Raw genomic sequence first — 12,251 nt, 5'->3', positions numbered from 1 at the left:
CATCGTCCCCGGGCCCACCGGCCACGACAATCGCTCAACGGTCCACTCTCTCACCCGTTCCGGACCGGTCGGTGTTTTCCGGTGCGGTGTCCGTGGCCGGGTCACTCGGGTGCTCCGGCGCGTCTGCCCCGGACTCGGCCGAGGACTTTCCTTCGTCAGTGTGTACGACTCCGTCAGTGTGTACGACCGAGGTCGCCTCTGTGTTCGCTTCCTCGCCCGGAGAAGTCTCCGCCGGGGCCTCGTTCTGCGAGGTGCCCTCCGTCTCCTGGCGGGCGGCGGCGCGCTTGCGGTGGGTGTACATGCGGAAGCCGGCGAGCACGAGGAGCAGGACACCGCCGGCGATGACCAGCATCACCGTGGGAGTGATCTCGGTGACGCTCACGGTGAAGACGACCGGGTCGCCGTATTTCTGGCCGTCCTTCGTGTAGAGCTGGGCGACGACGTCGGCCTTGCCGTTGGCCTTGGCATTGGTGGTGAACTTCACGGACTCGCTGTGTCCGCCCGAGATGTCGATCGACTGCTCGTCGTGGTCCTCGTCACCGATCTTCAGGCGCTTCGGAAGCTGCGACGTGAGGCGCAGAGTCAGGTCGACACCCTGGACGAGGTTGTTCTGCACGGTCACCGGGATCGTGGCGCTGCGGCCCGAGAGCTTCGTCTCCGACTTCTCGATCAGCCGGACCTGGCTGGTGAGCGTGTCGAGGTACGACTGCACGCCGTCGCGGTAGGCCCGCGCGTCCGCGGTGTGCCCCCGCCAGGACGTGGACATCTCCCGGTCCATGGTCCGGCCGAAGGGAGTGACCACGCGCGACTGGCGGTTGAGGATCACCTTGAAGCGGTCGAGGTCGCTCTGGGTGCCGTGGATCTGCTCGAACGCCGACTTCGGCAGCGCCTGCTTGCGCAGCGACTTGGGGTACGCCGCAGCGGAGGGGATCCTGGTGTTGGCGTTCGGGTCGGGCTTCGCCTCGGCGGCCGCGGACAGGTCCTGGGACTGCGACCAGGTACCGCCCTGGAGCGCCGTCAGGGCCTGTGCCATCGTCTGGGCCTGGCTGGCCGACGGCATGCGCTGCGGGGCGATCACGATGCTGCGCTGTTTGTCGGTCTGCAGGTTTGTCATCAGGCTCTGGGCCAGGAACCTCTGCACCGCCAGGGTGGAGCTCTCGGCCTTTGTCATGTCGCCCTGGAAGGCCGTGGACAGCTGGGCATCCGCGACGACCGCCGTGGTGCCGCCGCCGATGGGGCGGGCCGCGGTGGGTGTGTAGGACAGCCCGCGGTTCTCCTGCAGGCTGTCGCTGCGGGCGATCACCTTGTCGGCCCCCGCCGAGGTGGCGACCTTCATGATGGACGGGTCCACCGCGCCGTTCACGGGCCACGCGAACTCGGTGTTCGGCTCCACGTGGAGGATGTTCTCGACGGTGTCGGCAGCGACATCGGTGGCGTCCTTGAGGCGGCTGAGGGAGCCCGTGACGGCCTTGCCGTTCTGCGCCAGCGACGCCAGATCCGGGTCCGCGAAGGGGAGCGCGACCACTTCCTTGCCCTGGACCGCGGTCTCGAGGTCCGCCAGCCACGCGTTGGCGACGGCCTGGCTCCTGCCCGGGACCGGGGTGTTCCCGTTCTGGACGCTGTAGGTCTCGGTCATTGCGACGACGGACGCCAACAGGTCCGGGTCGATCACCCAGGTGACGTCGAGATCCTTGCCCAGCGCCAGCATCTGCTCCAGGCGACCGCCCGCGGAGATCTCCTTGGCCAGGTCGTCGTTGAGGAAGGTGGGCGTCTGGCGCTCTCCCGGTCCGGTCTCGGCCGTGAGGTGGCTGGTGGAGATCAGAGGCCAGAGGTACGTCGTCTTCGTCCTGGTGTCCGCGTCGTCCGGGTGCCACGGGAGGAACGTGCGCTGGATGCCGAGGATCTGGTCATACCGGGCCGCAGGGGTCTGACCCGAGAGGGAGACGCCGAGCTGGTAGACGCCGTCCGAGTCGAGGTCCAGTTCCTTGACGGGCACCGAGATGGTGAAAGGGTGGGCCACTCCGGAGGCGAGCTTGGAGAACTTCGCAACATACTTCCCGCCGACCTCCGTCCCGTCGGCGAACTGGTCGAAACCATTGCGTTTGGCCGTGCTGTCGATAGAGGAGCGGGTCGTCAGGGGCGCCGAGCCGACCCGCAGGCCCACGTGGGCATCCGTGACCGTCTGCTTGCCCTTGTTCGTGACTGTGCCGGAGACGGTGACGGTGTCGCCCTCGGTGGGCACGCTGGGGCTGAGGGAGTCCAGGGAGACATCGACGGTGTTGCTGCCCGTGGCAGCGGCAGTCGCCGCCTTCGGTGCCGCCGTGGCTTCCGGAGCGGCCGAGAGCTGGAGCAGACCGGCCAGCAGCGGTGCGCCGGCGATCACTGCGCCCGTGCGCAGCAGCCAGCGGCGGGCAGGTGAGGGACCGGTCCCCTGGAAGTCTGCCGCCTCGGCCACGCGCTCGCCCGTCCCTCGTCGTCGTCAGTGGTCGTCGGAATGTGCGTCCAGGCATGGTAACGATGCGCGCTGAGGTGAAGTGCCGCGGTCCGCTCCACAAGATCGGGCGATCGGCCGGGCTGTCCCTGTATGTGCCTGTATCAAAGGGGTCGGGGACGGGGGCATCTGCGCGAAGCCGTTGTGCACGTTCAATGGAGGCGACCACCGCCACGGAGGCCACGTACCCTTTTCTGTTGTGCCGAACGCCAACGAACAGTCCAGTGCCCTGAGCCAGGTACAGCGCCGCGCGGTGAGTGAACTGCTGCGCGTCGCCCCTGTCGCCGATGATCTCGCCCGACGCTTCCAGGAGGCGGGGTTCTCGCTCGCGCTGGTCGGCGGATCGGTCAGGGACGCGCTGCTCGGCCGGCTCGGCAACGACCTGGACTTCACGACGGACGCCCGCCCCGAGGACGTTCTGAAGATCGTGCGCCCCTGGGCCGACGCGGTATGGGAGGTCGGGATCGCCTTCGGCACGGTGGGGGCCCAGAAGGACGGCTACCAGATCGAGGTGACGACCTACCGGTCGGAGGCCTACGACCGGACCTCTCGCAAGCCGGAGGTGTCCTACGGCGACTCCATCGAGGAAGACCTCGTGCGGCGTGACTTCACCGTCAACGCCATGGCCGTGGCGCTACCCGAGAAGGAGTTCATCGACCCGCACGGTGGGCTGGAGGATCTCGCCGCCCGGGTGCTGTGCACCCCCGGCACGCCGGAGGAGTCCTTCTCCGACGATCCGCTGCGCATGATGCGCGCCGCGCGGTTCGCCGCGCAGCTCGACTTCGAGGTCGCGCCGGAGGTCGTGTCGGCGATGACCGACATGGCCGGACGGATCGAGATCGTCTCGGCGGAGCGGGTGCGGGATGAGCTGAACAAGCTGATCCTCTCCGCTCACCCGCGCAAGGGGCTGACCCTGCTGGTGGACACCGGCCTCGCCCGGAACGTGCTGCCCGAGCTTCCCGCGCTGCGCCTCGAGCGTGACGAACACCACCGGCACAAGGATGTCTACGACCACACCCTGATCGTCCTCGAGCAGGCGATCGCGCTCGAGGAGAACGGGCCCGACCTCACCCTCCGACTCGCGGCGCTTCTGCATGACATCGGCAAGCCCCGTACTCGGCGCTTCGAGAAGGACGGCCGGGTCTCCTTCCATCACCACGAGGTGGTGGGGGCCAAGATGACCAAGAAGCGTATGACGGCTCTCAAGTACTCCAATGACCTCATCAAGGACGTCTCCCGCCTGGTCGAGCTGCATCTGCGCTTCCACGGGTACGGCACCGGCGAGTGGACGGACTCCGCCGTCCGCCGCTACGTCCGTGACGCCGGCCCGCTCCTCGACCGTCTCCACAAGCTGACCCGCTCCGACTGCACCACACGGAACAAGCGCAAGGCGAGCGCGCTCTCCCGTGCGTACGACGGTCTGGAGGAGCGCATCGCGCAGCTTCAGGAGCAGGAGGAGCTGGACGCCATCCGCCCGGACCTCGACGGTAACCAGATCATGGAGATCCTGGGTGTCGCTCCGGGCCCGGTCATCGGGCAGGCCTACAAGTTCCTGCTGGAGCTGCGGCTGGAGAACGGTCCGATGGAACATGACGAAGCGGTGGCGGCTCTCAAGGAGTGGTGGGCCCAGAGGCCCCGGGTTTCGTGAGCTCTGCTCTGGGTGGGTGCGGTGTTTCACGTGAAACACCGCACCCCACGGCCGTGCCCGGGTGCACTGCCCTTGCTGTTGTTCGGCTTGCCGAGCCCCGATGTTTCACGTGAAACATCGGCGCTCAGGTTGCCGAGCGTGGACCTGCCTCACGCGACTGCCTTGACCTCCCGAAGCGGGCCATGCCGACGGCGACCGCTCCATAGATCACTGCCACGGTGACGACCAGGGCGACAGAGCGTCCATCGGCAGGGAGCATCAGAGCGGCGACGGCTGCGGCGCCGACGAATGCCACATTGAAGAGGACGTCGTAGAGGGAGAAGACCCGACCGCGGTATCCGTCGTCCACGACGGATTGCACGATCGTGTCCGTCGAGATCTTCGCTCCCTGAGTGATCAACCCAAGGACGAACGCGGCGGTCAACATGGGCCCCTCCGTGAAGGGCAGCCCCAGAGCCGGTTCCAGCACAGCGGCGGTCGCGGCGCACGTCACGATCCAGAGGGCCGGTCCCAGGCGACCGGCCGCCCAGGGCGTCAGCACGGCGGCGGTGAAGAATCCCGCCCCTGAGATCCCCACGGCCAGACCGAGCAGTGCGAGCCCCTCCTCGGCGTCGGGCGCTCCTGAGGGCGTGGATGACCAGGCGTACCGGCACAGCATCAGCACCATGACCGTGAGGGCGCCATAGCAGAACCGCATCATCGTCATCGACGCCAGCGCCCAGGCCGCCGCCCGCCGCCCCGGGGCGACGAGGTGTCGTACCCCGGCGACCAACCCCCGGGCCGTGCCGGCGATCGCGGCACCCAGGTCCCGCTGCACCTGCGATGGGTCCGGGCCCAGCAGATCCCGGGCGATGCGCAGTGAGGCGAGGGCCGCGCACAGATACAGAGCCGAACCGAGGAGGACCACCGCGGCGTCCGAGTCCGAGCCCACCAGCCGGACGACGAAGGCGAGGCCACCGCCCGCTGTCGCGGCGAGAGTGCCTGCGGTGGGAGAGAGGGAGTTGGCGACCACCAGGCGGTCGGCGTCGACCACACGGGGCAGCGCGGCGGAGAGTCCGGCCAGCACGAAGCGGTTGACCGCTGTGACGCAGAGCGCGGAGACGTAGAAGAGCCAGTCGGGAACGTCCATCAGCATCAGGACGGCCGTCACGGAAGCGAGCAGCGCGCGCAGAAGATTGCCGTACAGCAGCACCTGGCGGCGCCGCCAGCGGTCCAGCAGGACGCCGGCGAAGGGCCCGACGAGAGAGTACGGAAGGAGCAGGACGGCCATGGCCGAGGCGATCGCCGCGGCGGACGCCTGTTTCTCCGGAGAGAACACGACGTAGGTGGCGAGCGCGACCTGGTAGACCCCGTCCGCCCCCTGTGAGAGCAGCCGTACGGCGAGCAGACGCCGGAAGTCCCGGAAGCGCAGGAGCACCCGCAGGTCTCGTACGACAGCCATGGGGCACAGCCTCACATACAGGGAGGGCCCCCGGGTGTACGACCCGGGGACCCTCAACGACCCGAAGAACGAGCGGACTTAGTGCCCCGCGTCTTGTCCGGTCAGCGCTCGACCTCGCCCTTGATGAACTTCTCGACGTTCTCCCGCGCCTCGTCGTCGAAGTACTGGACCGGCGGGGACTTCATGAAGTACGAGGACGCCGACAGGATCGGGCCGCCGATACCGCGGTCCTTGGCGATCTTCGCGGCGCGCAGCGCGTCGATGATGACGCCGGCGGAGTTCGGGGAGTCCCAGACCTCCAGCTTGTACTCCAGGTTCAGCGGAACGTCACCGAAGGCGCGGCCCTCAAGACGGACGTAGGCCCACTTGCGGTCGTCGAGCCAGGCCACGTAGTCGGACGGGCCGATGTGGACGTTCTTCTCGCCGAGCTCCCGGTCGGGGATCTGGGAGGTGACGGCCTGGGTCTTGGAGATCTTCTTGGACTCCAGGCGGTCCCGCTCGAGCATGTTCTTGAAGTCCATGTTGCCGCCGACGTTCAGCTGCATCGTGCGGTCCAGGACGACGCCTCGGTCCTCGAACAGCTTCGCCATGACGCGGTGCGTGATGGTGGCACCGACCTGGGACTTGATGTCGTCGCCGACGATCGGGACGCCCGCCTCGGTGAACTTGTCCGCCCACTCCTTGGTGCCGGCGATGAAGACCGGGAGGGCGTTGACGAAGGCGACCTTGGCGTCGATGGCGCACTGGGCGTAGAACTTCGCCGCGTCCTCGGAACCGACGGGCAGGTAGCAGACGAGGACGTCGACCTGCCTGTCCTTGAGGATCTGAACGACGTCGACCGGGGCCTCGGAGGACTCCTCGATGGTCTCGCGGTAGTACTTGCCGAGACCGTCGAGTGTGTGGCCGCGCTGGACGGTCACGCCGGTGCTCGGCACGTCACAGATCTTGATGGTGTTGTTCTCGGAGGCCCCGATGGCGTCCGCGAGGTCGAGGCCGACCTTCTTCGCGTCGACGTCGAAAGCCGCGACGAACTCCACGTCTCCGACGTGGTAGTCACCGAACTGCACGTGCATGAGGCCGGGGACCTTGGCCGCCGCGTCGGCGTCCTTGTAGTACTCGACTCCCTGCACCAGCGACGCGGCGCAGTTGCCCACGCCGACGATGGCTACGCGAACCGAACCCATTCCGGTTGCTCCCTGTGTGTACGAGTGAGGTCCTGGCAGGGACCTCACGTGGCGGTGTCGCCGGGCGCATCCGGTTCGGGGACGTCCCCGAACCGGGGCAGGGCGCCCGGCGCTCCCTCTGTGGTGTCGCGAGCGGGTTCTCCATGGGCGCGACCCTTCAGATCACGGCCCGCCCGCTCGCTCTCGATGAGCTCGTTCAGCCAGCGCACCTCGCGCTCCACGGACTCCATCCCGTGGCGCTGTAGCTCAAGCGTGTAGTCGTCGAGGCGCTCGCGGGTGCGCGCCAGCGAGGCACGCATCTTCTCCAGCCGTTCCTCCAGACGGCTGCGACGGCCCTCCAGCACGCGCATCCGCACATCCCGGGAGGTCTGCCCGAAGAACGCGAAGCGAGCGGCGAAGTGCTCGTCCTCGTACGCGTCGGGGCCCGTCTGCGAGAGCAGTTCCTCGAAGTGCTCCTTGCCTTCCGCCGTCAGCCTGTAGACGATCTTGGCGCGGCGGCCCGTGAGGGCGGCGGGAGCGTCGTCCTGGGCACCCCCCGACTCCTCGATCAACCAGCCGTTCGCGACCAGCGTCTTGAGGCAGGGGTAGAGCGTCCCGTAGCTGAAGGCGCGGAACACACCCAGTGAGGTGTTGAGTCGTTTGCGCAGCTCATAGCCGTGCATCGGGGCTTCGCGCAGCAGGCCGAGTACGGCGAACTCGAGGATTCCGGAGCGCCGGCTCATCGTCGCCTCCCCTCTCCCGCTGGCCTTCCCGACACCCTCTATGTCGAGCTGATGTATCGACTCGATACATCATGACGATAGAACGCCCCTACGTATGCGACAAGTGGGGGCACGGTGAACGGGGTCACATCACCGATTAGTGGGAAGCAAGTTGCCGGATTTGGGGTGAAGTTCGGTGCTCAGAGGGTTTTGGTGGTGCGTAGTCTGTGCGGCATGCACACCAACGGGAGCCGAGTGACGTTAGAGCACGTCGTCGTCCCGTGTGCGGTACGGATGAATGCCAACACGACCGCATCCGTACTTCGGGGGGACCGGAAACCAGCCGCCGTTTCCAGGCGCGCACGGGTGCGCCTGCCCGAGGAGTAGTCGTTCGATGAGCGAGCACCGTCGCAAACCGCCGCAGCCGCAGGGAGGCGGACGTGCCGCGGCCAGACGCGGCCAATCGGCGTCCTCCGGCCGCCGCGCTGCACCGCGGGGCACCAGCGGGTCACTTTCCGAGACCTATGGGGCGGGAGGTGATGACACCCTGTACGAGGGCCGTGCAGCCGCCCGGCGGGCGGTGCAGAGAAGCACCGGCACCGGCGGCGGCCGCCGCAGAGCCGCCGAGCCCGCGGGACGCGGCCCGGGGCGGGGCCGAGGGAGGCCCGCTCCACCCGGCAAGAAGCGCTTCATCGACTATCCGCGCGCAGGCAAGTACGGGGCCATGCGGTGGGTGCCGTCCTGGCGTCAGGTGACGGGGCTGTTCATCGGGTTCTTCGGCTGCCTCGTGGCGGCCGCCGGTATCGGCTACGCCGTCGTGGCCGTCCCCAACCCGGCCGAGGCCGCGACGGCGCAGAACAACGTCTACTACTGGTCCGACGGCACGCAGATGGTGGCGACGGGTGGTGAGGTCAACCGCCAGATCATCGCCTACGAGAAGATCCCCAAGGCGATGCGCTACGCGGTCATGTCGGCCGAGAACAAGACGTTCGAAACGGACAGCGGCGTCGACCCCATGGGCATCGCGCGTGCCGTCGTCAACATGGCCAAGGGTGGCCAGACGCAGGGTGGATCGACCATCACCCAGCAGTACGTCAAGAACGCCATGCTCGACGACCAGTCGCAGACCCTCTCCCGGAAGGTGAAGGAGCTCTTCATCTCCGTGAAGGTCGGCGCCTCCGTCGAGAAGGAAGAGATCATGCGCGGCTACCTGAACACGGCCTACTTCGGCCGTGGCGCCTATGGCCTTCAGGCAGCCGCCCGCACGTACTTCGGCGTGGACGCGGAAGAACTCAATCCGAGCCAGTGCGCATTCCTCGCCGCCGTCCTCAAGGGCGCGACGTACTACGACCCGGCCGGGGCGACATCGATCGACCCGGCGGCCTCAGCACAGGCGAACACCAAGCGGGCCACGGAGCGCTGGGAGTGGATCCTCGACGAGATGGTCAAGGACAAGCATCTCTCGGCGTCCACACGGGCCAAGTACACCCAGTTCCCCAAGATCCAGCGGCCCCGGTCCAACGCGCAGCTGGGCGGGCAGATCGGCTACCTCGTCGACACGGCCAAGGGCTACATCCTCAACAACACCAACATCACGCCGAAGGAGCTCGAACGGGGCGGCTACGAGATCCACACGACCTTCGACAAGAACAAGGTCAAGGAACTCGAGGCGGCCGTGAAGAAGGTGCGCAAGGAGAACATCAAGCCCAAGCTGCGCCCCAAGACGGACACGCATGTCCAGTTCGGCGGGGCGTCGGTGAATCCGAAGTCGGGCGCCATCGAGGCGATCTACGGTGGTGAGGACGCCACCAAGCACTTCACCAACAATGCCGACGTGACCGGCGCACAGGTCGGTTCGACGTTCAAGCCCTTCGTCCTGGCTGCGGCCATGACCTGGGGCAAGCGTGACCCGGGTCTGGATCCGGATCAGGCCCAGGACGAGCGCACCATCGTCTCGCCGAAGAGCCTCTACAGCGGCAAGAACGACCTCAAGATCGAGGACTACGACGGCACCGTCTGGACCAACGAAGAGGGCAAGGAGTGGTTGCAGGCCAACGACGGCGACGAGTCGTACGGTAGCCCGCCGAAGTACCAGATCGATCTTCGTGAGGCGATGCGGGTCTCGGCGAACTCCGCCTTCGTCCAGCTGGGCATGGACGTCGGTCTCGACCGGGTGAAGGAAGCGGCCATCGAGGCGGGCCTCAAGAAGGACAGCCTCACGGGCACCGGCTTCCCCTCGTTCTCGATCGGTATCTCCGACCCCAGCGCCATCCGCATGGCGGGCTCGTACGCGACCTTCGCCGCGAGTGGCAAGCAGAACGACCCGTTCTCCGTCAGCAAGGTCGAGTACGAGGGCCTGACGCGGTTCGACCACGACGAGATCGCCGCCCCCAAGGAGGCTTTCACCGCGGATGTCGCCGACAATGTCACCGATGTCCTGAAGACCGTCGTCGAAAAGGGAACCGGCACCTCGGCCCAGCTGGCCGGCCGCGAGGTGGCCGGCAAGACCGGTACCACCGACGGCAACAAGTCTGCCTGGTTTGTCGGGTACACCCCGCAGCTGTCGACCGCGATCAGCATGTACCGCATGGACGACGACGAATCCAACAAGAACCGCACGTTCTTGGAGATGTACGGCACGGGTGGCCAGGAGACGATCCATGGTGCGTCGTTCCCGGCCGAGATCTGGCACGACTACATGGAGGACGCGCTCAAGAACGTCCCGCCGAAGGCGTTCCCGGAGCCCCAGCCCATCGGCGTGATCGTCAACGACGACCCGGACCCGACTCCGACCCCCTCGGCGTCGGAGGCCCCGGAAGAGAGCCCGGAGCCGTCCCCGTCGCCGTCCCAGAGCGAGCCCGCTCTTCCGTCGCCCACACCCAGTGACAAGCCCTGCAAGAACCCCTTCGATCCGACCTGTGACGACACCGGCGGCACGGATACGGGGGGAGCGGACACCGGCGGCACTGACGGCGGGGTGACAGCGACACCGACCGACCCGCAGGACGATACGAGAGGCAATCAGAACGGCGGAGGACTCTTCGGAGGGCCGACCGGATAGCTCTCCGTCCCGGTAGAGGGTGTTTCACGTGAAACAAGGGCCGCCGCACCACTGAGGTGCGGCGGCCCTCGGCGTACTCCTGGGCGCGTACGGCAGGATGTGCGGCATGCCCAGTGCGGAGACGACGCGAATGAGCGTGGACGAGCCGGAGCCGGTACGGCCGACCAAAGAGGACGAGGTCGCTGCGGCCGGCAGTGAGCTGATCGGGGGCCCCATCGGGCGGCGTGCGCTGCTCGGGACATCCTGGTGGACCCCGGTAAGGGTCGTCGCCCTGGTCGCGATCGGCATGTTCGCGCTCGGCATGGTGCAGAAGCTGCCCTGTTACGACGGCGCCTGGTTCTTCGGGGCCAGCTCCCAGTACACACACGCCTGCTACTCCGACATCCCCCACCTCTACCAGGGGCGCGGTTTCGCCGACGGGCTGGTGCCGTACTTCGACAAGATCCCCGGCGACATGGAGTACCTCGAGTACCCGGTGCTGACCGGTGTGTTCATGGAGGTCGCGGCGTGGCTCACCCCGGGCAGCGGGACCATCCAGGAACAAGAGCAGTGGTACTGGATGGTCAACGCAGGCATGCTGATGGCGTGCGCGGCGGTCATCGCCGTGTGTTCCGCGCGCGTCCATCGCCGGCGTCCCTGGGACGGCCTGCTGGTGGCCCTGGCGCCTGCCTTCGCCCTGACGGCCACCATCAACTGGGACCTCCTCGCGGTGGCCCTGCTGGCTGCGGCGATGCTGATGTGGTCGCGGCAGCGTCCCCTGGCCTTCGGTGTGCTGCTCGGGCTCGCCACAGCCGCCAAGTTCTACCCGTTCCTGTTGCTCGGCCCGCTCTTCGTCCTGTGCTGGCGAGCGGGCAAGTGGCGGGAGTTCGGGACCGCGGCCCTCGGCGCTGTCGGGGCCTGGCTCGCGGTGAACCTGCCCGTGATGCTCCTGGCGCCCGATGGGTGGGCGAAGTTCTACCGCTTCAGTCAGGAACGTGGCGTCGACTTCGGCTCGGTCTTCCTCGTCATTTCGCAGCGGATGAACCTCCCGATCACCCCCGAGACGGCCAACGCGTACGCGATGACGGCCATGCTCCTCATCAGCGCGGGCATCACCGCACTCGCGCTGACCGCCCCACGGAGACCGCGCTTCGCCCAGCTGGCCTTCCTGATCGTGGCGGCCTTCATCCTCACCAACAAGGTCTACTCGCCGCAGTACGTGCTCTGGCTTGTCCCGCTGGCCGCGCTGGCCCGGCCCCGCTGGCGGGACTTCCTGATCTGGCAGGCGTGCGAGGTCGTGTACTACCTGGGGATCTGGATGTACCTCGCGTACACGACCAGCGGAGAGGCCCACAAGGGATTGCCCCCAGAGGGCTACCACGCGGCGATCATGGCCCACGTGCTGGGAACCCTGTATCTGTGCGTCATGGTCGTACGCGACATCTTCATGCCGGAGCGGGACATGGTGCGCCGCGCCGGTGACGACGACCCGTCCGGCGGTGTGCTGGACGGCGCGGACGACGTCCATGTCTACGGTGCCGCAGCCCGTCCCCCGCAGCACGCGGCGCACTTCGAAGGGCCGCTCGTGGAGTGGGGCAATCAGGACCCCGCGGACCGTTCGCCCTGAGCGAACGCGACAGGTCGAGCAATGCGAAAGGCCGTACACGGGCGTCTCCGTATACGGCCTTTCGCATTGCCACGGCGTGCGGTCCGGTCCGGCGAGCCACCGCCCGGCGTCCCGGGAAA

7 protein-coding genes are annotated in these 12,251 nt (G+C 67.6%); 3 read left to right on the top strand and 4 right to left on the bottom strand.

The annotated features are described in order from the left end of the window. Positions 1-34 precede the first annotated feature (34 nt). Positions 35-2,455: a DUF6049 family protein gene (locus AC067N_RS15645; protein ID WP_478679402.1), complete on the bottom strand. Its 2,421-nt coding sequence runs from the start codon at positions 2,453-2,455 to the stop codon at positions 35-37. A gap of 235 nt (positions 2,456-2,690) precedes the next feature. Here AC067N_RS15645 and AC067N_RS15640 point away from each other — a divergent pair, with 235 nt between their 5' ends. Beyond that, on the top strand, positions 2,691-4,139 hold the full coding sequence (locus tag AC067N_RS15640; protein ID WP_478679401.1) for a CCA tRNA nucleotidyltransferase: 1,449 nt from the start codon (positions 2,691-2,693) through the stop codon (positions 4,137-4,139). A gap of 124 nt (positions 4,140-4,263) precedes the next feature. On the opposite strand, the gene AC067N_RS15635 is transcribed toward AC067N_RS15640, so the two are convergent. From AC067N_RS15635 to AC067N_RS15625, 3 genes are all read right to left on the bottom strand, one after another. After that, a complete protein-coding gene (locus tag AC067N_RS15635) occupies positions 4,264-5,580 on the bottom strand; it encodes an MFS transporter (protein WP_478679400.1) in 1,317 nt (438 codons plus the stop codon). Between the two features lie 101 nt (positions 5,581-5,681). After that, a complete protein-coding gene (locus AC067N_RS15630) occupies positions 5,682-6,764 on the bottom strand; it encodes an inositol-3-phosphate synthase (RefSeq protein WP_478679399.1) in 1,083 nt (360 codons plus the stop codon). A 44-nt stretch (positions 6,765-6,808) separates the two neighbouring features. Further along, the gene (locus tag AC067N_RS15625) at positions 6,809-7,486 is read right to left on the bottom strand and encodes a PadR family transcriptional regulator (protein ID WP_478679398.1); all 678 of its coding nucleotides are present in this window, start codon (positions 7,484-7,486) and stop codon (positions 6,809-6,811) included. Positions 7,487-7,859: 373 nt separating this feature from the next. Here AC067N_RS15625 and AC067N_RS15620 point away from each other — a divergent pair, with 373 nt between their 5' ends. Next, positions 7,860-10,526, top strand: coding sequence for a transglycosylase domain-containing protein (locus AC067N_RS15620; RefSeq protein WP_478679397.1), 2,667 nt, complete (start codon positions 7,860-7,862; stop codon positions 10,524-10,526). 106 nt (positions 10,527-10,632) lie between these two features. After that, positions 10,633-12,132 (top strand): glycosyltransferase family 87 protein, encoded by a 1,500-nt coding sequence (locus tag AC067N_RS15615; protein ID WP_478679396.1) that lies wholly within the window; start codon positions 10,633-10,635, stop codon positions 12,130-12,132. Positions 12,133-12,251 lie beyond the last annotated feature (119 nt).

This window comes from Streptomyces sp. NPDC042364, assembly GCF_056437585.1.
The sequence above is the reverse complement of the archived record's forward strand: the minus strand, read 5'-3'. Positions and strand labels throughout refer to the sequence as shown.